General features: G+C 37.1%; 23 protein-coding genes. 22 read left to right on the top strand and 1 reads right to left on the bottom strand.

Going from position 1 to position 22,902, the window contains the following annotated elements; all coding sequences use genetic code 11:
* Positions 1 to 48 precede the first annotated feature (48 nt).
* From nifE to AMET_RS17230, 15 genes are all read left to right on the top strand, one after another.
* The gene (gene nifE / locus AMET_RS17295; RefSeq protein ID WP_012064609.1) at positions 49 to 1,422 is read left to right on the top strand and encodes a nitrogenase iron-molybdenum cofactor biosynthesis protein NifE; all 1,374 of its coding nucleotides are present in this window, start codon (positions 49 to 51) and stop codon (positions 1,420 to 1,422) included.
* Positions 1,412 to 2,779 carry a nitrogenase component 1 gene (locus AMET_RS26630; RefSeq protein ID WP_012064608.1) on the top strand — a complete coding sequence of 456 codons (1,368 nt, stop codon included), beginning with the start codon at positions 1,412 to 1,414 and terminating at the stop codon, positions 2,777 to 2,779. The genes nifE and AMET_RS26630 overlap by 11 nt, the downstream gene beginning before the upstream one ends.
* A 117-nt stretch (positions 2,780 to 2,896) precedes the next feature.
* Positions 2,897 to 4,144 carry a nitrogenase cofactor biosynthesis protein NifB gene (gene nifB, locus AMET_RS26625; RefSeq protein WP_012064607.1) on the top strand — a complete coding sequence of 416 codons (1,248 nt, stop codon included), beginning with the start codon at positions 2,897 to 2,899 and terminating at the stop codon, positions 4,142 to 4,144.
* 25 nt (positions 4,145 to 4,169) lie between these two features.
* Positions 4,170 to 4,478, top strand: coding sequence for a 2Fe-2S ferredoxin (locus AMET_RS17280; RefSeq protein WP_012064606.1), 309 nt, complete (start codon positions 4,170 to 4,172; stop codon positions 4,476 to 4,478).
* Positions 4,479 to 4,748: 270 nt separating this feature from the next.
* A complete protein-coding gene (gene nifV / locus AMET_RS17275; RefSeq protein ID WP_012064605.1) occupies positions 4,749 to 5,888 on the top strand; it encodes a homocitrate synthase in 1,140 nt (379 codons plus the stop codon).
* Between the two features lie 90 nt (positions 5,889 to 5,978).
* A complete protein-coding gene (locus AMET_RS27085; protein WP_012064604.1) occupies positions 5,979 to 7,046 on the top strand; it encodes a methylated-DNA--[protein]-cysteine S-methyltransferase in 1,068 nt (355 codons plus the stop codon).
* Between the two features lie 308 nt (positions 7,047 to 7,354).
* Entirely contained in the window at positions 7,355 to 8,389 is a 1,035-nt protein-coding gene (locus tag AMET_RS17265) for a tripartite tricarboxylate transporter substrate binding protein (protein WP_012064603.1), read from the top strand.
* A gap of 196 nt (positions 8,390 to 8,585) precedes the next feature.
* A complete protein-coding gene (locus tag AMET_RS17260) occupies positions 8,586 to 9,071 on the top strand; it encodes a tripartite tricarboxylate transporter TctB family protein (RefSeq protein WP_012064602.1) in 486 nt (161 codons plus the stop codon).
* 17 nt (positions 9,072 to 9,088) lie between these two features.
* Positions 9,089 to 10,645 carry a tripartite tricarboxylate transporter permease gene (locus tag AMET_RS17255; protein WP_012064601.1) on the top strand — a complete coding sequence of 519 codons (1,557 nt, stop codon included), beginning with the start codon at positions 9,089 to 9,091 and terminating at the stop codon, positions 10,643 to 10,645.
* A gap of 137 nt (positions 10,646 to 10,782) precedes the next feature.
* Positions 10,783 to 11,835 (top strand): threonine aldolase family protein, encoded by a 1,053-nt coding sequence (locus tag AMET_RS17250; protein ID WP_012064600.1) that lies wholly within the window; start codon positions 10,783 to 10,785, stop codon positions 11,833 to 11,835.
* A 91-nt stretch (positions 11,836 to 11,926) separates the two neighbouring features.
* Positions 11,927 to 12,322, top strand: coding sequence for an OsmC family protein (locus AMET_RS17245; protein WP_012064599.1), 396 nt, complete (start codon positions 11,927 to 11,929; stop codon positions 12,320 to 12,322).
* A 336-nt stretch (positions 12,323 to 12,658) separates the two neighbouring features.
* Positions 12,659 to 12,769: an HTH domain-containing protein gene (locus AMET_RS25135; RefSeq protein ID WP_083761034.1), complete on the top strand. Its 111-nt coding sequence runs from the start codon at positions 12,659 to 12,661 to the stop codon at positions 12,767 to 12,769.
* Entirely contained in the window at positions 12,766 to 13,098 is a 333-nt protein-coding gene (locus AMET_RS17240; RefSeq protein ID WP_012064598.1) for a WYL domain-containing protein, read from the top strand. The genes AMET_RS25135 and AMET_RS17240 overlap by 4 nt, the downstream gene beginning before the upstream one ends.
* A 158-nt stretch (positions 13,099 to 13,256) precedes the next feature.
* Entirely contained in the window at positions 13,257 to 13,949 is a 693-nt protein-coding gene (locus tag AMET_RS17235) for an AlkZ-related protein (RefSeq protein WP_012064597.1), read from the top strand.
* A 111-nt stretch (positions 13,950 to 14,060) separates the two neighbouring features.
* Positions 14,061 to 14,984 carry a prenyltransferase/squalene oxidase repeat-containing protein gene (locus AMET_RS17230; RefSeq protein WP_012064596.1) on the top strand — a complete coding sequence of 308 codons (924 nt, stop codon included), beginning with the start codon at positions 14,061 to 14,063 and terminating at the stop codon, positions 14,982 to 14,984.
* A 136-nt stretch (positions 14,985 to 15,120) separates the two neighbouring features.
* On the opposite strand, the gene AMET_RS17225 is transcribed toward AMET_RS17230, so the two are convergent.
* Complete coding sequence (locus tag AMET_RS17225) at positions 15,121 to 15,708, bottom strand: TetR/AcrR family transcriptional regulator (RefSeq protein WP_012064595.1); 588 nt, start codon at positions 15,706 to 15,708, stop codon at positions 15,121 to 15,123.
* A gap of 418 nt (positions 15,709 to 16,126) precedes the next feature.
* Here AMET_RS17225 and ybaK point away from each other — a divergent pair, with 418 nt between their 5' ends.
* From ybaK to AMET_RS17190, 7 genes are all read left to right on the top strand, one after another.
* Positions 16,127 to 16,609: a Cys-tRNA(Pro) deacylase gene (gene ybaK, locus AMET_RS17220; RefSeq protein WP_012064594.1), complete on the top strand. Its 483-nt coding sequence runs from the start codon at positions 16,127 to 16,129 to the stop codon at positions 16,607 to 16,609.
* Between the two features lie 427 nt (positions 16,610 to 17,036).
* Positions 17,037 to 17,252 carry a sulfur carrier protein ThiS gene (gene thiS, locus AMET_RS17215; RefSeq protein ID WP_012064593.1) on the top strand — a complete coding sequence of 72 codons (216 nt, stop codon included), beginning with the start codon at positions 17,037 to 17,039 and terminating at the stop codon, positions 17,250 to 17,252.
* The gene (locus AMET_RS17210) at positions 17,242 to 18,051 is read left to right on the top strand and encodes a HesA/MoeB/ThiF family protein (protein WP_012064592.1); all 810 of its coding nucleotides are present in this window, start codon (positions 17,242 to 17,244) and stop codon (positions 18,049 to 18,051) included. The genes thiS and AMET_RS17210 overlap by 11 nt, the downstream gene beginning before the upstream one ends.
* 27 nt (positions 18,052 to 18,078) lie before the next feature.
* Positions 18,079 to 18,492 (top strand): M67 family metallopeptidase, encoded by a 414-nt coding sequence (locus AMET_RS17205; protein WP_012064591.1) that lies wholly within the window; start codon positions 18,079 to 18,081, stop codon positions 18,490 to 18,492.
* A 19-nt stretch (positions 18,493 to 18,511) separates the two neighbouring features.
* A complete protein-coding gene (locus tag AMET_RS17200; protein ID WP_012064590.1) occupies positions 18,512 to 20,812 on the top strand; it encodes a sulfurtransferase TusA family protein in 2,301 nt (766 codons plus the stop codon).
* An 8-nt stretch (positions 20,813 to 20,820) separates the two neighbouring features.
* Positions 20,821 to 21,447 (top strand): hypothetical protein, encoded by a 627-nt coding sequence (locus AMET_RS17195; RefSeq protein WP_012064589.1) that lies wholly within the window; start codon positions 20,821 to 20,823, stop codon positions 21,445 to 21,447.
* A 12-nt stretch (positions 21,448 to 21,459) separates the two neighbouring features.
* Positions 21,460 to 22,902, top strand: coding sequence for an SLC13 family permease (locus tag AMET_RS17190; protein ID WP_012064588.1), 1,443 nt, complete (start codon positions 21,460 to 21,462; stop codon positions 22,900 to 22,902).

Raw genomic sequence — 22,902 nt, 5'->3', positions numbered from 1 at the left:
TGGTTATATACAATCACATTCCACTCCTATTAAGTGGGGTGATTGCTGATGGAAACCTTGAAAAATGTAGAAGCATTAGAGGAAAGAAAAAATTCTATAGTGGAGAAATCACAGAAGCATACCGAACAGAAAATTGTATGTGATCAAAACAGTGTCGCAGGAGCTGTAAGTCAACGGGCTTGTGTTTACTGTGGTGCCAGGGTTGTATTAAACCCGATCACAGATGCTTATCATATTGTTCATGGTCCTATTGGCTGTGCTAGCTATACTTTTGACATTAGAGGAAGTTTAAGTAGTGGAGAGGAAATTTATCGCAATAGCTTTTCTACTGATTTAAGGGAGAAAGATATTATTTTTGGAGGAGAGAAAAAGCTTGAGGCCGCCATCGATGAGATTGTTGCAGAGAATAACCCAAGGCTAATATTTATCTATTCTACCTGTGTAGTAGGAGTGATTGGAGATGATATAGAGGGAATATGCCGAATGGCAGAAGAGAAGTATCACATCCGCGTTATCCCTGTACAATCATCAGGATTTGCTGGCAATAAAAATGCAGGCTATAAAGCTGCCTGTCATACACTTCTAAGTTTAATGGGGGAAGAAGCTCCTGGTGAGAAAGAGGATGGTATTAATTTCTTAGGTGATTTTAATCTTGCAGGAGAGATGTGGATTAACCAATCTTACTTTCAACGAATGGGTGTAACCTTAACTTCAAAAATGACAGGAGATGCTTCCTATACAGAGCTTGTCAAGGCACCAAAGGCAAAACTCAATATTGTACAATGTGCGGGTTCGATGACCTATTTAGCTAAACAAATGCGAGAACGATATGATATTCCTTTTATTAATGTAAGTTTTTATGGATTAGAGGATACAGTCGCATCCCTTAGACGTATCGCCTATGCTTTGAAAGATCAAAAAATCATCCGTAAGACGGAAGAATTGATCGAAAGTGAATGGAAAAAGACCAATGAAGTTTTGGATTACTATAGAGAAAGAGTAAAGGGAAGAAAAGCCGCTATCTATGTGGGTGGCGGGTTCAAAGCGATTTCATTAATCAAACAATTTCGTGATTTAGGCATGGAAACGGTTATGGTAGGGACCCAGACAGGAAGAGCGGAAGAATATGAAACAATTCGTGAGTTGGCTGTAGACGGTACAGTGATCTTAGACGATAGTAACCCGACAGAATTGGAAAAGTTCATGAAGGAAAAAGGAGCAGATATTTTAGTGGGTGGTGTCAAGGAAAGACCTTTAGCTTATAAGCTGGGAGTTGCCTTCTGTGATCATAACCATGAACGCAAGCATCCATTAAATGGATTTGAAGGTGCTATTAACTTTGCAAAGGAAATACATGCTTCTGTTAACAATCCAGTGTGGGATATCATCAAAAAAGAACAGGGGGATATAGATGAAAAATAGAAACTTTGTCAATTTAAATATAAATCCCTGTAAATGTTGTATGCCCATGGGGGCTTCCACTGCATTTAAAGGGATTGAAAGTACAATGGTGTTGCTACATGGTTCCCAAGGCTGTAGTACGTATATTCGTAGACATATGGCAGGGCATTATAATGAACCGATTGATATTGCTTCATCTTCTTTAAATGAAAAAGAAACAGTTCATGGTGGAGCTGCTAACCTGAAAAAAGGTCTGAAAAATATATTGAGACTTTATAATCCTAAAATGATCGGGATTTCTACAACCTGTCTAGCCGAAACCATTGGAGAAGACATACAAAGGCTGATCATAGAATTTAAAGAGGAAGAGCCACAATACAAAGAGGTTTCATTTGTTCCAGTATCGACACCGGGGTACGGTGGTACCAACTATGAAGGTTATTATTTTACAATAAGAGAAATTGTAAAGAACATTGCAAAAGACACAACGCCTATTGATTCAATCAATCTGATTGCAGGGAGTTTAACGCCGGCAGATGTTCGCAAAGTTAAAGAGATGATGGATCTTTTCGCCATAAAATATACGATCGTACCTGATATTAGTAAAACACTAGATGCTCCCTTTACCACAGAGTATAAGAAGCTATCATCAGAGGGAACAAAACTCAGTGAAATAGAAAAAATGGCAGGGGCATCAGCTACCATTGAAATGGGAATGTTAGTTGCTGATCATCTTTCTCCCGGAAAGTATCTAGAGGACCAATTTGGTATTCCTCTGTATCGATGTCCACTACCTATTGGATTAGAAAACACAGATAAATTTGTAAGTATTTTACGAAAAATAAGCGGAAAAGAAATGCCACAAAGCCTAATGGAAGACCGGGGTAGGATGTTAGATGGGATGATTGATTCTCATAAATACAATGCTGAAGGGCGGGCTGCCATCTTTGGTGAACCGGACACAGTCTACGCTGCTAGCAAATTATGTTTAGAAAATGGGATTCGACCATTAGTAATCGCCACTGGAACAAGGGCGGGTAAACTTAAAGAATTACTAGAAGAAGATTTGAAAAAGGTTGATGAAAATTGTATGGTTATTGACGATACAGACCTACAAACGATACAGAAATACGTAAGAGAGCTAAATATCAATGTTCTGATTGGAAGCTCTGAAGGAAAGTTTATAACAGAAAAGGACGGTGTTCCTCTAGTACGGATTGGATTTCCAATTCATGACAGGGTAGGAGCACAAAGAAAAACCTATAGTGGGTATGAAGGTTCTATGCGATTTTTAGATGAAATTACCAATACACTTTTAGATCAAAAATATGGTCATTATCGGGAAAATATGTATGAAAAATACTACAAAAAAGCGTGACGTGCTATAAGAATACATTCAAATACATTGGTTTAATCTATTTGATTTTCATATGAAGGAAATAAGAAAGGTCTCACAGGTGGAATATTTTGAAAATTAAGAAAAAGAGGAGGGGTCATGATGGAAGAAAAATGGACCATAGAAGTCAGGGAAAAAACTGAAAAGCACCCCTGCTACTGTGATAGTGACCATAAATATGCCAGAATGCATATTCCAGTTGCACCCAAATGTAACATTCAATGCAATTATTGTAATCGAAAATATGATTGTCAAAATGAAAGTCGACCAGGGGTGACCAGCGAAGTGCTAAGTCCTGAAGAGGCCTTGGAGAAATATAAACTTGTTAAGGAAAAACTAAGCAATCTTAAGGTGGTTGGCATTGCTGGTCCTGGAGACCCTTTATTTAACTTTGAAGAGACAAAGAAATCTCTTGAACTGATTAAAAACTATGATCCCGATGTAACTTTTTGCCTATCTACCAATGGTTTGATGCTATCTGAATACGCCGATGAAATTCAGAAGATGGGAATTACCCATTTAACAGTTACCATAAATGCCATCGATCCAAAAATTGCAGCACAAATCTATAGCACAGTTTACTATAAAGGTAAAATCTATACAGGTGAAGAAGCTGGCGCCTTGATGATTGAGAAACAGCTACTTGGATTGGAAAAGATGAAGGAAAAGGGAATTGTTTGCAAGGTAAATATAGTCATGGTTAAGGGGATCAATGAACATCACATTGAAGAAGTGGTGAAGAAGGTCAGAACCTTAGGTGTTTTTATGAGTAATATTATGCCGCTCATTCCTGCTAAAGGAACTAAATTTGAGAACATGCCACTTGTGAGTAATGCAGAATTAAATGCCCTGCGCAATCAATGTTCCATTGATCTCAAACAAATGTATCATTGTAGACAGTGTAGAGCGGATGCCGTTGGGATCTTAGGAGAAGATATTTCTTTTGACTTTAGAAAAGGTGCCTGTAGTACAAACAAAACAGGTAAACCTGAAATTCAACAGGAATATAAAATTGCCATTGCTTCTAAAACAGGAAGGTTAATCGATCAGCATTTTGGTCATGTCAAAGAATTTTTGGTTTATAAATATACCGAAGCGGGTGCAGAATTGATAGAAAAACGTTCTGTAGACCAGTATTGTAATGGTTCCGAGGAATGTGAAGAGATTGAAATGAAAATGGATAGGATGCTAAAGGTGATCGGGGACTGTAATGCTGTTTTATGCCTTAGAATTGGTGAGGCACCAAGAAAAGAATTAGAAGCAAATCATATTCATATTGGGGAAATGTATGAGGAAATTGAAAAAGGGATTATTAAGGTCGTTACTCAATTAAAGTGTGCTTCATAAAAAACAATTGAAGGGATGGGATCAAATGTATAAACCTAAACATCATATTTTTGTCTGTTCTAGCTCCCGCATAAATGGGGAGCAAAAAGGATTTTGTCTTCAAAAAGGGGCTGTAGATATTGTCAATAGCTTTATGGAAGAGATTATGGAGAGAGAACTAGATGGAGATGTTATGGTCACCAATACAGGGTGTATTGGGATCTGTAGCAAAGGACCGATTGTTATTGTTTATCCTGAAGGGGTATGGTATGGCAGTGTAACTGCAGATGATGTAGAAGAAATTATGGACTCACATATTGAGGGTGGAGAAGTCGTAGCTAGGTTAGCGCTGTAGGTAGATGATGTGAAACTGTGATTAGGTGTCAATGGTCTGATAAGGTGAAACTAAAAAGATTATGCCAGTTTTATAAAATACTGGTGTAATCTTTTATAACATATTTAAGAAGTGTATTGTAGTACGCAAAATAAAGGTCATTTGAAGAAATAGATGTCATTATGGATTGGCAGCTAAGGAAACAGGTGTTTTCATTGACAATGAAAGCAAGATTTTGGTGGAAATGATGATTGTTTAGGGCTTTATGGAGATAATGAAAGAGGTGAGGGTATGAGGGACTTTTATATTGTAGATACAACATTACGAGATGGAGAGCAGACTCCAGGAGTGGTATTTCTTAAAAAAGAAAAAATTAAGATTGCCAGAATGTTAGATGAGTTAGGTGTCGATTATATTGAAGCAGGGATCCCTATTATGGGGGAAGAAGAAAAAGATGTGATTCGAGAAATCATCGCTATGAATGGCAAAGCTAAGATTTTAACATGGAATCGAATGAAAAAGATGGATGTGGATGCGTCGCTGGCTTGTGGAGCAAAATATATCCACATTGCTGTACCAGCGTCAGACATTCATATTTTTCAAAAACTAAGAAAAGATCGAAAATGGGTAATTCAACAAGTTCAAGAAGTGGTCTCCTATGGTGCGGAAAAAGGGTGTATTGTATCGGTAGGTGCAGAAGATGCCTCTCGGGCAGAGGAAAAATTTTTAATAGAAATATATCAAGCTGCCATTAAAGAGGGGGCAGTACGTCTTAGGTATGCAGATACATTGGGGATTTTAACACCGATCACCACCTATCAGGCTATCAAACGTATTTGTGACTATATAGATGCTGATTTAGAATTTCATGGTCACAATGATTTTGGTATGGCAACAGCCAATAGTCTTAGTGCTTTTCAAGCTGGAGCCAAGTATATTGATTGTAGTGTGAATGGATTAGGAGAACGAGCTGGGAATACAGCACTAGAAGAAATTGTCATGACATTAAAGTATTTATTAAAAAGCAATCATCCCTTTGAAATAAAGAGAATACTTGAACTGTCCAACATCGTACAAGAAGCCTCTAGAAAAATTGTCGGTGAGAGTAAACCAATAGTCGGAAAATCAGTTTTTTCCCATGAATCGGGAATTCACGTGGATGGACTACTAAAAAATCCAACTGTATACGAAAGCTTCTCTCCTGGAGAAATTGGCCGAAAGAGAAAAATTGTTTTAGGAAAACACTCCGGAAGGACTACTGTGATCTACCGACTACAAGAAATGGGTATAAAAGTAACTCCAAAGGAAGCAAATGAGATTATTGAAATGATCCATAAGAAATATACTTATGATAAAAACCCAAATATTGATCATATGTTACAGCAATGGGTTGAATTGAAAAGGGATACATATGATGCTTTCTCATCATAGAGATGAGCTGTCTATTCTGACTATTAAGAATGTTTATAGTAGAATGATGGACAGATTAGGTGTATAATTTTAGTATGGAGGTGATTGATTATGCCCGTCTATTTTTACGAAACTAGTATTGGTAAAATCGGCATAGCTGAAAAAAATGGAAACATCACTAATTTATATTTTGAAACGGATAAACCACCAGAAGATATTGAAATAAATGAAACACCTCTATTGCAGGAAGCAGCACAGCAGCTTCAATCCTACCTTACTGGTGATAGTAAGGAATTTAATCTACCACTGAAACCCTCGGGGACAGATTTTATGGAACAGGTGTGGGAATCACTTTGTAAAATACCCTATGGCAAAACAGTATCCTATAAAGAGATCGCTGTGGATGTGGATTCACCAAAGGCTGTACGTGCCGTTGGGCTTGCCAATAACCGTAATCCAATTCCCATATTTATTCCCTGTCATCGTGTCATTGGTAGCGATGGTTCACTGGTGGGATATGGTGGAGGACTCGAATTAAAAGAAAGACTCATTGGGTTGGAGACTATGAAAAATTCATGTGGATTTTTCCAATATGGACAAAAGGAAATCGCCTATTTGAAAAAGAAGGATAAGAAGCTGGGTGCTGCCATAGAGCGAATCGGTAAAATAGAGCGAGGAACCATTGCAGACCCATTTACTGCACTTATTTCTAGCATTGTGAGTCAACAAATATCAAACAAGGCCGCAGAAACAGTATGGAATCGTTTAGATGAGCTACTTGAAAGCATGACACCAGAAAGTATTACAAAAACAGAACTGTCACAGATTCAAGGCTGTGGCATGACCAACAAAAAAGCTGAGTATATAAAAGGAATCGCAGATGTGGCCCTATGTGGCAAGATCAATTTTAAGACACTTCACATGCTGTCAGATCAGGAAATTATACAAAAGCTTTCCTCACTACATGGCGTTGGGATTTGGACTGTTGAAATGCTGCTGATTTTTTCCCTTAATCGTCCCAATGTTGTAAGCTATGGAGATCTAGCTATCCGCAGAGGCATGATGAATTTGTACGGTCTCAAAGAACTTTCAAAGGAGCAGTTTAATCAATATAGGGCTAAATATGCTCCCTATGGTTCCGTTGCATCTCTGTATCTGTGGGTGATGTCAGAGGATTGAGCCTAATGCATTCCAATGGTTAAATAGATAAAAATACTGTATTAAATACAAAAAACAAGGGTTATAGATAGATTTCACCACATATAATACAACAAATGGGGTTTGTTCACTGCAAAGAGAGGGATAAAGCACCCTGATAACGGAGAATAACCATAATAACTCTATGAAAACCACATAAAAGAGCTTGACAGTGTGTATAATCATAGAATAGTATGTATTTAAAGAATATTCTGCAAACGTAGAATATTCTTTTTAATTACATAAGAAAGACATTCACAATTCAAATCTGAAAAAGGGGGAATATGCGAATGAATACTAAGAAAATTTTCATGGTGTTACTTGTATTAGTATTGTCTTTATCTATGTTGTTGGTGGGGTGTGGCGCACCTGAACCAGAGCCTACAGAACCTGTATCCCAAGAGGGAACGGATGAAACCGTTGCAGAGGAATCTGTTGAAAATGTTGAAATAGACATTGTTGTAGGTTTTGGTGCTGGCGGGTCTAACGATTTATCCGCAAGATATCTTGCGCAGGCTCTTTCCGCACACGGGATTATCGCCAATGTGATCAATATGCCTGGTGGTATGGGAACGGAAGCAGGTTATCACGTATCGAATCAATCAGCTGACTCAAATATGTTCATGTGGGGTTCAGGTATGATCATGCTTTTTGAGCCCGCTGCTGGAGACAGAGGTTATACGATTCATGATTTTGAACCTGTTGCAACCATAGCAGGTCCCACATTTGCCATCGCATCAAAGGCTGGTGCTCCTTGGGAAACCTTGGATGACCTGATTGAATACATAAAAGATAATCCAGGGGAAGTTGTTCTTGGGGGACAGGGTGAAGGTAATTCAATGCACTTTATTGTAGAAATGATTCTTGATCCCAATGAATTAGATTATACTTATGTTGGATTAGCAGGTGGAGCAGATGTGGCATTGAACTTGACTGGTGGTCATGTTGATTTAGGCCACTTGAGTTTGGCTGCTGCACGTCCATTACACCAAGATGGAGATTTAACTGTTTTAATAAATACACAGGCCCTTATAGAAAGAGATCCTCTGATGCCTGAGATTCCAAATGTTATTGAATATGGCATTGATGCTCGTGAACGTCACAGTCCTTTGGCACTTTTTGCACCTCAGGGAACTTCTCCTGAACTCAAGGAGCGAATATCAAATGCCATGGCAGAAATTGCCCAGGATGAAGATTTTATTCAAAGCTATCAAGATTTAGGCGTTGTGGCTCATTACTTGAATACTGATGAAACATGGGATTTCTTTATGGATATTGAAGAAAACTTCATCCCAGCATTCGTGGAATGGCGAGCACAATTCTAAAGAACTTTGATTGAGTAAACCTAAAGCGCTTTGAGGGGCTCGTTTTTGTAAAGTGCATCATGGTGCTAAATAATCTCCGGGGGGGATTTAATAACTGCCCCGGAGATTGTTTTAAATAACGCTTACGCAATAGAAGCGTATAGATAAAATCTGTTATTGGTCAATAAAAAGTATAATAATCAAGGGTGGCGATATCGTGACAGATAAACGGGTTACATTCAATGGAATCATCGGTATTTTACTTACAGCTGTAAGTAGTGCTGGTTTTTTTTGGACTTATTTTTCACCTCTACGATCTATGGAACTATTTGTACCTCGCATTTCTTTAGCACTGATTGCAATAGGTGGTTTGATGGTTTTTATAAAGGATTTCATGAATCCTGAGAAAGCAGAAAGTCTGAGTAAAAAGCGGATTATTCCTTATGCAATAGGTGTTTCAGTTGCTATGTGGTTGTATAACTGGGCATTTAGAAATATTGGATTAGTCACTGGTACATTCCTGTTTTTATCCATCTGGTGGATATGGGTTGCATTCCAGGAAGCTAAAAGAAAAGGCACATTTGAATCTTTCAAACCTAAGGTTGCTAAAATGTTGGTGTTGGCAATGACTGTATCGGTTGTTGTGCATCTACTTTTTATCAGTTTACTTCGAATGCATATGCCTAGAACATTTTTCCCTTAAAGGAGGTCACTAGCTAAATGTTTAATTTTGATATGGAAGCCTTAAGGCTGGCAGCTGCAGCTGTTTTTGCCTTTGATACCGCTCTATTTATTATGTTAGGTATTGTTGTGGGTATTTCGGTAGGTGCAATTCCGGGACTTGCCCATAGTTTACCCATCGCTTTAGTGCTACCTTTTTCGTTTATTCTTCCCATTCACCAAACAATGGGATTATTAATCGGAACATACCAAGGGGGGACCTACGGAGGGTCTATTACAGCCATCAGTTTTGGTACTCCAGGTACATCAGGTGCTGCAGCAACTGTTGCAGATGGGTATGCCCTTACCCAACAGGGTAAAGGGAAAAAAGCATTGCAGATGGGTCTCTATGCCTCGGTTATAGGTGGTTTATTCGGCTCCATCGTACTGATTTTTCTAGTTGTTCCTATTGGGATGATGGCACCTAGATTCGGGCCTGGAGAATTAACAGCACTCTATTTACTGGCACTATCACTGGTGGTGGTCTTTTCTACAGAAAATCCAGGCAAAGGGATTTTGTCTGCGGGTATTGGTTTTTTCTTAGCTATTATTGGACGGGATATCATCACTGGCTCCTTGCGATTTACCTTTGGTGTGAGATATATGCAAGCGGGATTTCCCTTGGTACCTTTATTGATGGGGTTCTTTGCTTTACCAGAAATCATCAAGCAGATTCACGGCGTCATTACCAATCCAGATGAAGTGGGACAGCTAGGAGAATCAAACATCAATAAGACGGATCTAAAGGAAGAGGGGCTGACACTTAAAGAGCTTTTGGGTTCTTGGAGAGGGATTACCATTGGGTCCCTATTGGGGACGTTTTTAGGAGCACTGCCAGGTCCAGGGGCCACTTTGGCTTCCTATACCTCCTACAGTGTGAACAGTCAGATTACAAAAGATAAAAATTATGGGAAAGGATCATTGGAAGGGGTGGCTGCAGCGGAATCAGCCAATAATGCCACTTGTGGTGCCACATTTATTCCCTTGCTTACCTTCGGTATTCCCGGAAGTTCTATCGCGGCCTTGTTGATGGCAGCTTTAATCATGGAAGGTGTACCTGTGGGTCCACGGGTCGTAGTAGATCATACGGAAGTGGTCTATACGCTTTTTCTACTGATGCTACTGGCCAATCCATTTAACCTGATATTTGGTAGACTATTAATTCCAGTATTTACGAGACTAACAAAAATACCGGCCTCAATCCTATGGCCTATTATTGCAGTGTTCCTGGTGATTGGTACCTATGCCTATAATAGTCGTCCGTTTGATGTAATTATCTGTATTCTTGCAGGTTTGATTGGATATTTCTACAAATGGTATAAACTTCCCGATGGACCACTGGTGCTTGCCTTTTTAGTAACACCGCTTTTCGAAGCCAGCTTTAGACAGGCATTGACCATTGCAAGAGGAGATTTCACCTACTTCTTCAGTAGTGGCATATCTAGAGGGATCTGGTTTGTTACCATCGCTTCTATTTTCTTCTTTATTAAAAAAAGAAAGAAACTTGAAGCCGAATCAGATATAGCAGAAGAAGTCAGCGAGTCTTTGGACGAATAAAAACCATTAAATCAAAAGACTGTCATCTTAAAGGATGGCAGTTTTCTTTTTTTGTTGATGTGAGGTAAAATAAGGGAATCACATTAAAATAAAAGTAAGAATCCTAATCACAAAGTGGGGTTCAAGGAGGAGATAAAATGAAAAACAACACAATGGTATATAGCTTTAAAAATGATTATAGTGAAGGGGCACATCCAAATATACTTAAAGCCATGATGGATACAAATGGACAACAGCAAGATGGCTATGGTGAAGATGATTATTCCCAAGAAGCAGTCACTATTTTGCAAGACATGCTTCAAAATAAAAATGCAGATATACACCTTGTTTCAGGAGGTACCCAGGCCAACTTAATTGTCATTTCCTCGATCCTAAGACCCTATGAATCCGTAATCGCTGCCAATACTGGACATATTAATGTACATGAAACAGGAGCCATTGAAGCCACGGGTCACAAAGTCAATGTTGTTGACAGTCAAGATGGCAAGCTCACACCAGAGGGCATTAAGGAAGTGCTCGATGCCCATACTGATGAACATATGGTGAAGCCAAGACTGGTCTACATTTCCAACTCAACAGAAATCGGCACAATTTATAAGAAAAATGAGCTACAAGCACTTCAATCCTTCTGCAAATCACATCATTTATTATTATATCTAGACGGGGCACGATTAGGATCAGCACTGTGCTCTGAGGAAAATGATATGAGTTTGGCAGAGCTATCTAAGCTAGTGGATGTTTTCTATATTGGTGGGACTAAGAATGGCGCACTGCTGGGTGAAGCCATTGTGATACTAAATGATGAATTGAAGAAAAACTTTAGATTTCATTTAAAGCAAAGAGGAGCCCTACTTGCTAAGGGAAGGGTACTGGGTGTACTGTTTGCAGAACTGTTCAGGGATGACTTGTTTTTTGACTTGGCTAAGCATGCCAATGCAATGGCCTCAAAGCTCAGTGACACCATAAAAGAGCTAGGATTTCATTTTTTGATCTCCTCCACCACAAATCAAATTTTTCCAATATTTCCGAATGAAATCATCGAGCAATTAAATGAAAAGCATGCATTCTATATATGGTGTCAAATAGATGATAAAAGTTCGGCCATTAGACTTGTCACCTCCTGGGCAACAAAAGAAGAAGCTGTAGAGGGTTTTATCAATGAGCTAAAAAAGATAGTGCTACAAAAATAAAAAGAGAAATACAATAAAACCCTTTACCCCAGGGGTGAGGGGTGATATAATGATGTTATGAGATAAAGAATAAATAAGGGGCGTGTAAATCATGGCATTAATTGAGGTAGGATTTCCAGGAAATAAGCGTGTAGATGCGAATATTAAAGGATTTACAGTAAATACAGATCAACCGATTTCGGGAGGTGGGGATGGAGGGGCACCGAGTCCCTTTGATTTGTTTTTATCCTCAATTGCAACCTGCGCAGGAATCTATGCATTGATATTTTGTGAGAATAAGGGGATTGATACCACGGGGCTAAAATTAGCATTGGATGTCATCAGAAATGAAGAAAATGGAGGGATGGATCAAATAGATTTGAAATTAAATTTACCAGAAGGATTCCCTCAAAAATATGAAAAGGCAATTATAAATGCAATGAACTTATGTACTGTGAAAAAGTTTATTGCAAACCCACCTGAATTTACCACAAGCATACAAAAATAGTTCAAAAGAAAAAGTATAGATAAACATATAAAAGTAAACCGTGCTGATTCAGTGCGGTTTTTTTATGGCTATTAATATAGGGAGTACATGTAATAGGCTCCTAGGATATAAACATCTTTCTAATGCAATTTCAGTATTTTACGTCGAATAGCATGTACCGTAGCAAAGGACGAAAATAAGTCTAAGGTGAAGTGATGATGGGGTATATACATCCTCTCATAATGAATAAAAGCAGGAATTATAAAAGAAATGAAGAAATATTTCAACAATAGCCATAGATAAGCAACTCAACAATGCTTATTTATATTATGAGTGTAAAAATACTGGAGGTATTCTATGAAAATTGATAGACTTCTTGGCATCTTAACCATGCTTTTAAATAATGATAGAACAACAGCAAAGAATTTAGCTGAAAAATTCGAGGTATCTGTTCGAACGATTCAATGAGCCAGCTCAAACTGACTGACACAAAATTCACCCTAAGGGATGTTCCTGCTGAAAAATACGATCTGGATAACTATTTTACCAATGAAAATACAAAAATCACGATGATTATTAACCGTTCCCTTGAATATCAAATTGTTGATCGGTATGGTGTTGATTCCTATGAAATTATAGATGATAATCGCATTAAGTTTGATTTAGTCTATACTGATTACCAATATGCAATGGAGTTTATACGAAGTCTCGGCGATAACGTCTATATTTTATCGCCAAAGTGGATCATTGATGAGTTGAAAACCACTGCAGAAAAAATATTAGAAATGTATAAATGAACATGACATACTATTGGCATATTCAGTATGGTATCATGAGAAAAACAAGTCATCATTTGATTGTTACATAGCTTTATTTATGTTTGAAAGGATCATCAAGTCTTAGAATTGAAAGGAGTGTATGGGAAAGATGACAAAAAAAGTAAGGGGGGCGAATCATGATGTCTGATTATGACACAAATAAAAACATAGCTAAATATAGTGACTTTGTTTCTATGGTAGAAGATTTGGGGTTTATGCCCTTATCAAATAACTGTATTGACTTTATCAACCTTGCTGATTTAACAGTGAAAGAGGAGTGGCATACTGGCCTATCAACAGATCCGTGGTTATGGCGCCTAAGGATAGAGCAGGATTCTAAAGCCGCCTATGCAAAACTGTTTGATAAAAAGCCAGGATTTATTTCTCCTGAATGGTATCCTAAGTTTATAGCTGCCAGAAGAAAAGGACGAAGTTTTTCTCAGATGTATTCGGAAGGGCTGCTAAGTAATTATGCCAAACAAATATATCGTTTATTTGAAAGTAACGAGACCTTAGCCGTTCATGAGATCAAATCATTGGGGGGATTTACTAAGGAGTTGAATGCTAAATATGAGTCAGCCATGAGCGAGCTACAAATGGGAATGTTCATAACCGTAAAGGGTACAAAACAAAAAGTAAGTGCTAAAGGAGAGCCATATGGCTGGCCTTCTACTGCATATTCTACTGTAGAGGCATGGGCAGGGGAGAAGCTTATGGAGGAGGCAAATCAACTGAAACCTGAGGATGCAATGGATGCAATTTTGCTGAAAATTAAAGACATTACTCCAAATGCTGAGCCAAGAAAGCTGAAACGATTTATGGGTTTCTAAGCTATCAAAGGATGAAGTTTTATACATAAGAAAAGAAGTTGAACAAAGAAATAAGAAAATAATAGAGGACTTTTGTATAAGGATTCTAAGGTTACTTTAGGGGGGGGTTAATTGAAAACATTAAATAAGGATTGCTTTGATCAAGCCAGTAAGTCAATTATGAAATACGGAAGAGCATTAGAAAAAAGTCTTTATCAAAAGCATTTTAATAATGGTACTGATCAGTCAATTATGAATGAGCTAAAGAAATTTCAAAATGAAGATGGTGGCTTTGGACAGGGTATCGAATCAGACTTTAGATTACCTTCTTCTTCACCAATGGCCACCTCCGTGGGATTGGGACATTTATCAAAACTAGATGACTTGGAAGAATCACAAGAAATGATACAAGCTGCAATAGGTTACCTGGAGACATCCTTTGACAAGGATAAAAATGGGTGGTTTGCTGTGCCTAAAGAAGTAAATGATTTTCCACATGCCCCATGGTGGCATTTTAATGAAGCCGATGGCATGACAGTAATCGATAGAAACTGGGGAAATCCCTCTGCAGAAATACTGGCTTATCTTTATCAATATAGACAGTATGTAAAAAAGCTAGATGTGGATGGTTTAGTAGATTACGCAATCAGACATATTGAAAACGTACAAGAAATAGACTCAGAAAACGAAATTTTTTGTTATATCAAGCTATATGATGTCCTACCTGAAGAATTACAAAAGCGATTATACAAAAGAATTTCATTGGCAATAGAACAAGTGATTATTTACGATGAGGAAAAATGGCATGAATATGTACCAATACCAGTGGACTTTGTAAAAAGCTCAAATAGCAATCAATTTGGTGTTGTAGAAGCAAAACTAAATCGCAATCTAGACTTTATCCTTAATGAATTAGAGTCAAATGGAAAAATTAATCCACCCTGGGGAGAAAGCTTTTATGAGGGAGATTTAAAGGATGCCTATAATGAATGGATAGGCCTACTGACCTTAAAGGCACTAGTCAACTTAGATGGGTTTGAGCGTATTGAAGAATAGATTTTAAAAGCATAAGTAGTGGATTCTAAAGAAATTGATTAAAGATCTCGATAAAAAATGAATTGAATATTAAAAGTATCCTAATTGTAAAAACCAGCTTAGTGTAAATTGATTTACACCAAGCTGGTTTTTATATTTAATCAATAATTGCTTTCACTAATAATTTCACATAACGATCAATGTAGTGAACAAGATCATATTGGCCATCATGTAAACACCAGTTGTACACAGCTCCTCGGACAGCAACAAATAAATATGCAACAATTTCATCAGGCGTCATGTGACTAGCAATCTCCCCGGTGCTTTGTCCATATACGATTACAGTTTTTAACACCGCTTGGATTTGACGGCCCTTGATTGCAAACAAGTTATTATCAACATGATATAATTGCTTAACAAAATCTAACCCTCGTTCAACATTAAATTCAGCGTAATAACGGAAGAAAGTATCAATCCTCTCTAGGGCAGTTCCTTCCATAATATTATTCGATACATCATCTAAAAAAAACTGATCCCCTACCTTAAATATTTCAGTTAATATATCATTTTTAGATTTAAAGCAATTATAAAAGGAACCAATAGATACGTCAGCAACCTCACATATTTCGGACACTTTTATATTATGAAACCCTTTCTCTTCAATTAATTCAATAGCTGTATTATATATTTTTTCCTGAGTCTTTTTTGATTGTATTTGTCTATTGGTTAATTTATTTTCATTCATATGCTCGCTCCTATAAACTTTCTACTTTACTAGATTATAGCAAATTAGCATTTAGAAGTAAAGAAGACTAGATTTGAATATCTAATAATAAAAGATATTGACAACGAAATAACGAAATAACGATATTGCACAATAAGCTAGTTGCGTGAATGCGTTCGTCGAATTGGTTCTAGATACATCGCGAGATCAAGAGTCAAGGGCGCTCTCATGGCAGAAGAGGTTGCGCAAATGTGATTGGATTAGAGAATATTCAACTTTTTCCAATGGGTGATCCTAACACAGGAAGCCTAAGTGGAAACATTGAACAGGGGGGTGAAAACCGTATCTTTGTTAATATATAAAGATGAAAATAAGTAAAATATTTACATAATACTAGATATATGATATATTCTTCATTAAAGGAATAGGAGGGATTAAATTGGCAAAAGTAAAAACAAATGCCATGCGAATTCTTGATAAGGCGGATATTCTCTATGATGTACATACCTACGATCACAGTGATGGATCCATCGATGGGATTTCAGTTGCGCAAAAAATAGAAAGACCTGTTGAACAAGTGTATAAGACCCTTGTGACCCAAGGAACAAGTAAAGAATATTATGTTTTTATGATTCCTGTTGTGGATGAACTTGATTTAAAAGCAGCGGCCAGGGCAGTGGCTGAAAAATCCATTGAGATGATTAAGATTGCTGACATTAATAAGATTACAGGTTATATTCGTGGAGGCTGTTCACCAATGGGAATGAAAAAAGACTATAAAGCCGTACTAGACAGCTCCTGCCAAGCCTTAAATACAGTAATTGTAAGCGCAGGAAAGCTAGGATATCAAATAGAACTGAAGCCTGAGGACCTAATGAAGGTCACCCGTTGTAAAATAGAAAGCATTACCATGGGAAAATAATCGAAAACTGGACTGTTTTATGAATTAAGAAGAGTATTATGATTTGACTTAAATGCGTAGGGTCAAAATAGAATGATAAATAGTTGTCGTATGCCCATAGGGGTAAAAGCAAATTATCACCTACCTAATTTGATACTATAAATATACCATAAAAGCCTTGAAAGTGCTGACTTACACAGCATTTTCAAGGCTTTTTTTCAATTTTATACTAAGAGCACTTTTTCAGTGCCCTCGTTTACACGGTACGGTTCTTTTATTTAAAAGGGAGTTTCTATTTTATCAGGATGAGTAGCATGACTTTTCCAAAAATTCTAAATAAATTTCCACGTAAATATTGACAGTGCAATCGCAGTATGATAGATTAAAAAAAACAAAACCTACATATCCTATTGGAATAGTATGAATTAAATTTTGGGAGGGTTTCTGAATGAAAATCAAAATTAATGGTGAAGAGAAAGAACTACAAAAAGAAGTGAATATACTAGAACTTTTAGTAATACAAGAGGTACAGATGCCGGAAATGGTTTCTGTAGAATTAAATGGTGAAATTGTAGATCGTGATGACTTTGAAAACACCTTGCTTAAAGAAAATGATGTAATAGAACTTTTATATTTCATGGGAGGTGGCACTTTTGGACTTTAACGATCAACAGATAGAGAGATATTCAAGACATATTATTTTATCAGAAGTAGGTGTTGAAGGGCAGCAAAAATTATTGGATGCAAAGGTACTTGTGATCGGAACTGGAGGGCTAGGTGCTCCAGCGGCTATGTTTTTAGCAGCAGCAGGTATTGGTACCATAGGGCTGGTAGATGCTGATAAGGTAGATTTATCTAACTTACAAAGACAAATCATACATCAAACTAAAGACGTTGGTAAGCTAAAGGTATTATCAGGTAAAGAAACCATCAATGAAATGAATCCAGATGTCAATGTGATTACTTACGAAACCTTCGCAACAGCTTCAAACATATTAGACATCATTAAAGATCAAGATTATGATTTTGTCATTGATGGGACTGATAATTTTTCCGCTAAATTCTTAATAAATGATGCATGTGTCCTTGCTAAAAAGCCTTTTTCTCATGCTGGAATCATAAGATTTAATGGGCAATTGACCACTTATATTCCAGACAACGATACACCTTGCTATAGATGTATATTCAAACAGCCACCTCCAGAGGGAGCTGTGCCTACCTGTAGCCAAGCTGGGGTGTTGGGCGTTATGGGTGGTGTTATTGGTACACTTCAGGCTACAGAAACGATCAAATATATATTAGGGATCGGCGAAAACTTAGCTGGATATTTGTTAACCTACGATGCCATTACCATGGAATTTAGAAAAGTAAAAATAAAACATAATAAAAAATGTAGTGTATGTGGTGAAGAACCTACAATTAAGGAATTAATAGATTATAAACCACCTGTTTGTGGAATATAAGTAGATCCTCTGAAAGGGTGATGATTCGTGATCGTAAAGATATCGAAAGAAAATTATAACCAAATAGTAAAACAAGCCAAGGAAGAATTCCCACTGGAGTGTTGTGGATTGCTGGCAGGTGTCAAAACAGATGATGAGATTTTAATAAAAAAAGTCTATGCACTGACCAATATAGATCAAAGCAGTGAGCACTTTTCAATGGATCCCAAAGAACAATTCGCTGCCATAAAACAGATGAGAACAGATGGGGATATCGTGGTGGGCAACTATCACTCCCATCCCTATACGCCATCTAGACCGTCGGAAGAAGATAAACGATTGGCATATGACCCCAAGGCACTTTATGGGATCTTATCCTTAAAAGACCAGGAACCTGTACTCAATTTTTTTAAAATTACAGCTAACGAATTAGTAGAGAAGCTAGAATTGCTAGTAATCTAATTTAGAAGGAGGAAAAATAGTGATCAAAATACCTCAAGAAGTGATAGAAGAAGAGAAAAATTATAGAAATAAAGTAGAAGAACTGAAAAAAGGTGTGATAGAGCCGGAAAGGTTTAAACCCTATCGGGTCTCTATGGGAATCTATGAGCAAAGAGACAATGATACCTATATGATTAGAACCAGGATCCCATCGGGGGTAATCAGTTTAGAACAATTAAAAAAAATAAGTGAACTGGCCAAACAATATTCCCACGGATATATTCACTTTACAACTAGACAGGATATTCAATTTCATAAAGTGACCTTAGATGATACCGTCAACATAATGGAAGGGCTTTTAGAAGCAGGCATCGTTACCAGAGGTACTGGAGGAAATACCGCAAGGAATATAGGGTGTTCTCCTCTGTCGGGAGTGTCCCAAGATGATGTATTTGATGTGGCGTCTTATGCCTTAGTCACAACTGAGTATGCCCTTAAGGATCCTTCAATGCTTAATCTTCCTAGAAAATATAAAATTGCCTATTCAAATTCTCCAGAGGATACAGGAAATGCAACAATCTCTGACTTGGGATTTGTTGCAAAAATAGAAAATGGCGAAAAAGGTTTTGAAGTATATGGCGCTGGAGGGCTAGGAGGAAGTCCCAATGTTTCAATCAAGCTAGCGGATTTTATTCCTGCATCGGAAGTATTATACCATGTTCAAGCGATGAAGGAACTATTCGAAAATGAAGGAGATAGAACCAACAAGCATAAAGCGCGTATCAGATATATCTTGCAACGATTAGGAGAAGAAACATTTAAAGCCAAATATCAAGAGATTTTACAGGAGATCAAAAAAGAAAAAAGCCTAGAGGTCTTTTTCAAGGAGTCAATTCCGACTAAACAGATAGGTGAGTATGCAGAAATTTCCAATCCCCTAATATTTGAGCAAAAGAATAAAGGATATTTCTCTTTATATATTCATCCTGAAAATGGGAATCTTGATGTTGAAAATCTTGATAAAGTGATTAAATATATAGATGATTTGAATTATGAGGTTTCCATCAGGTTAACCAATACCCAAGGTTTTTTTGTGAGAGATTTGCTAGGTAGCGATGCTGAAAACTTATTGGATCTGACAGGTAGCTTCACTTCTACATTTGATATTGACAATTCTGTTGCATGTGCTGGTGCCGCCACCTGCAAGTTAGGTCTAGGTTTATCACAAAATCTATTATCTGCTATAAAAAGCAGATTTGCCAATGTCGATGAAGCGATTAAACTGCAACTGCCAAGAATTTTTATTTCTGGTTGCCAAAACTCTTGCGGGCAACATCAAAAAGGAGAAATCGGACTATATGGTAGAGCTAGAAGAGTCGCCGATGGATTGGTACCTATGTATGTTGTTTCCTTCGAAGGTGCTGTTGGTGTAGGAAAAGCGAACTTAGGCAGTGATTATGGAACGATTCCGGCTAAAAAGATACCAGGGTTTTTATATGAATTGGCTAACTTGAAAAGTGAATCTGGAATAATCGATTTCAGCGAATTTGTGAAAAAAGAAAAAGCGTCTCTAGATCAGCTTATTGAAGGATTCTCTACTATTGAATCTGAGACTGAAAATCCTAATCTATATTATGATTTTGGCTCAGAGGAAAAGTTTTCTCTTAAGGGTAGAGGACCAGGTGAATGTAGTGCAGGTGTGCTGGATGTAATCAAACTAGATATATCCAATTCCCAAGCCTATATTAATGAGTTTGAAAAAGTAAAAGAGTCGATCAAGCTATACGATGCCAGTGTGTCAGCAGCAAGAGCGCTTTTAATATTAAAAGGTGTAGATACCACTAAGGATAGGTTGATTTTCAAAGAATTTATTAGTCATTTTGTAGACACAGGACATGTAAAAGAACAGATAAAAAGTCTAATAGAGGATCTGCTTGACTATAAGCTTGGTGACTTAGATAGTTTGGAAAACCATTATGAAGAAGTGAAATATCTAGTCAATAAGGTTGTTCAAATGTATGAATCTTTAAATACGAAGTTGGAGATCACACTGCCTAAGGAGGCAGAAGTACAAAACACGCAAAATGCCTCTGAAGTAGAAGTAAACAACCATACATCTTTAAACATAGTGGATTTGAAGGGTGTAAAGTGTCCCATGAATTTTGTTAAGGCAAAAATAGAAATGGCTAAAATTTTATCTAATGAAACCATTGGATTTTATTTAGACAATGGAGAACCTATCGTAAATGTGCCTAAAAGCCTTGGAGGGGAAGGACATGAAATTATAAAAATAGATGATAAGTATGAGGGATACAACTTACTTATTGTCAAGAAAAAGTAGGGGGGATTATGCACCTAATAGATGTCGTAGCAGATACTTCAATGGAATCTATACTGAGTTTTATTGAAAATGAGATTGCAGCCTATCAAACCAAATATATAATCCTATCTTTTCAGGAGAATGTAAAGGACACTGAACGAAAAAAGATTGTTGAGATGATCAAAAATCATTTTGATATTTTTATCGTCTTAAGATCAGATATACCCAAGGATCAACAACGGATAGAAGAATATTTTTCCTATGGAGTCCATGGCATCTATTTTGATACGATCCCAAATAAGTACGCCAAAGAAGACATTGAAATCATGACTTTTGCCACAGAATTATTCCCTAGAGGATGGGTTTTTGCAAATACACGAAACATTGAAAGTATGATCGAAGTATTATTAGCACTGAGGATCATACCTGTATTGCTGGAATCTGATACTGCATTAGTCAAATTCATTAAATCTCATACGGGCTTCAGTAAGATTTCACAAAAACTAATCAAATCAGTACCTTTATTGGATGAAAAACAAGATTGTTATTCACTAACAGATAAAATAAAAATAAAAATGCTTTTAGAAAGCTTGAATCTAAGACAAAAATTGATGATTAAAAATATAGATGAGTCCTTCAATTCCAGCGGACTGTAGGAGGATGTGCTAGTGAACACCCTAGGAAAGAGTCATTTTTATATCGATAGAAGACCCTTAATCACACTGTTTTTAATAAAATACAAAAATGCAATTTTACTGTTATTCTCCTTTGTTGTATTTTTTATATTTATTTCAAATGACAATATTCCACAAGATCTGTCGATACAAGCATATCAGGCATTGGTTATATTTTTATTTGCAAACTTCTTGTGGATAACCAACGTGATTCCGCTTGCCATTACAAGTCTTATGGTTATGGGGCTTTTAGCTACATTTAATGTATTACCCGATGAAAAAATATATTCTTTTTTTGGGAATAGTGCCTTGTTTTTTATAATAGGTGCCTTTATCATATCCGCTGGAATTTCTACTTCGGGATTAAATAAAAGAATTGCATATTATTTTCTATCAAGATTTGGGGATAAACCCCATAGGCTCACACTTTCGATTTTTCTACTGTCTGCTTTTTTAGCACATGTGATGCCAGCACATGCAGTGGCAGCCATGCTTTTTCCCATACTCATGTCCATCAGTAAGCGCCTAGAACTAGAGCAAAGTTCGATATTAGGCAAATACATGTTTTTTGCATTGGCATGGGGGAGTGTGCTAGGTGGAGTGGTGACTCTTTTGGGTGGGGCAAGGAATCCCCTTGCCCTAGGCATTCTAGAAGAAGCTACCGGTGAAAGCATTGGGTTTTTGGATTGGATGATCGCAGTGGCACCACCTATCTATTTAATTATGCTCATTGTATCTATCTATTTGGTGAAAAAAGTAAGTGCTTCCACAAGAGATACGGAAATTTTAAAAGAATTGTTTTCGGAAGCTGGGGAAAGAATGAGTAAAATTCAGCTAAAAGAGATCAAGGCATTATTGATCCTAGTGGGTACAATTTATATGTGGATTTTTCAGAGTAAAAGATTTGGAATTGCTAATGTAGCCCTGATTAGTGCAGCGCTGTTTTTCGTATTAAATGTCATCGATTGGGAAGATGCAAAAAAGGAAATCAACTGGGGTGCAATTTTTATGTATGGTGGTGCCATTGCCCTAGGAAAAGCTTTAGAAGAGACGGGATTATTAGAATATATCAACCAACATTATATTTCTAATATGAATTTTTCTACTTTAGGACTTATACTTGTGGTTTTTTCTATCAGTGTATTTCTTACTGAAGGCGTTTCCAATGCAGCTGTTGTGGTAATCCTACTTCCAGTAGTGATCAGAACAACAATTGCCTTAGGACTTCCTTCTACTTTAGCGGTATATTTAGTGGCAGTACCCTCAGGATTAGCTTTTATGTTTCCTATGAGTTCACCACCTAATGCCATCGCATTTTCTTCGGGGTATATCAAAACCAGTGATAGCCTTAAAATAGGGTTTATTTTAAATATGCTATCCATAGCAGTGATTACAGTATTTGCCTTAACCTACTGGCGAATAATTGGGATCTATTAG

The sequence above is a fragment of the Alkaliphilus metalliredigens QYMF genome (genome assembly GCF_000016985.1).
GTDB lineage: Bacteria > Bacillota > Clostridia > Peptostreptococcales > Natronincolaceae > Alkaliphilus_A > Alkaliphilus_A metalliredigens.
This window is presented reverse-complemented; position numbering and strand designations above follow the sequence as displayed.

Bases quoted from the DNA above. Each gene is read 5' to 3' on its own strand.
- nifE (WP_012064609.1), top strand. From the start codon at position 49: ATGGAAACCTTGAAAAATGTAGAAGCATTAGAGGAAAGAAAAAATTCT.
- AMET_RS26630 (WP_012064608.1), top strand. From the start codon at position 1,412: ATGAAAAATAGAAACTTTGTCAATTTAAATATAAATCCCTGTAAATGT.
- nifB (WP_012064607.1), top strand. From the start codon at position 2,897: ATGATGGAAGAAAAATGGACCATAGAAGTCAGGGAAAAAACTGAAAAG.
- AMET_RS17280 (WP_012064606.1), top strand. From the start codon at position 4,170: ATGTATAAACCTAAACATCATATTTTTGTCTGTTCTAGCTCCCGCATA.
- nifV (WP_012064605.1), top strand. From the start codon at position 4,749: ATGAGGGACTTTTATATTGTAGATACAACATTACGAGATGGAGAGCAG.
- AMET_RS27085 (WP_012064604.1), top strand. From the start codon at position 5,979: ATGCCCGTCTATTTTTACGAAACTAGTATTGGTAAAATCGGCATAGCT.
- AMET_RS17265 (WP_012064603.1), top strand. From the start codon at position 7,355: ATGAATACTAAGAAAATTTTCATGGTGTTACTTGTATTAGTATTGTCT.
- AMET_RS17255 (WP_012064601.1), top strand. From the start codon at position 9,089: ATGTTTAATTTTGATATGGAAGCCTTAAGGCTGGCAGCTGCAGCTGTT.
- AMET_RS17250 (WP_012064600.1), top strand. From the start codon at position 10,783: ATGAAAAACAACACAATGGTATATAGCTTTAAAAATGATTATAGTGAA.
- AMET_RS17245 (WP_012064599.1), top strand. From the start codon at position 11,927: ATGGCATTAATTGAGGTAGGATTTCCAGGAAATAAGCGTGTAGATGCG.
- AMET_RS25135 (WP_083761034.1), top strand. From the start codon at position 12,659: ATGAAAATTGATAGACTTCTTGGCATCTTAACCATGCTTTTAAATAAT.
- AMET_RS17240 (WP_012064598.1), top strand. From the start codon at position 12,766: ATGAGCCAGCTCAAACTGACTGACACAAAATTCACCCTAAGGGATGTT.
- AMET_RS17235 (WP_012064597.1), top strand. From the start codon at position 13,257: ATGATGTCTGATTATGACACAAATAAAAACATAGCTAAATATAGTGAC.
- AMET_RS17225 (WP_012064595.1), bottom strand. From the start codon at position 15,708: ATGAATGAAAATAAATTAACCAATAGACAAATACAATCAAAAAAGACT.
- thiS (WP_012064593.1), top strand. From the start codon at position 17,037: ATGAAAATCAAAATTAATGGTGAAGAGAAAGAACTACAAAAAGAAGTG.
- AMET_RS17195 (WP_012064589.1), top strand. From the start codon at position 20,821: ATGCACCTAATAGATGTCGTAGCAGATACTTCAATGGAATCTATACTG.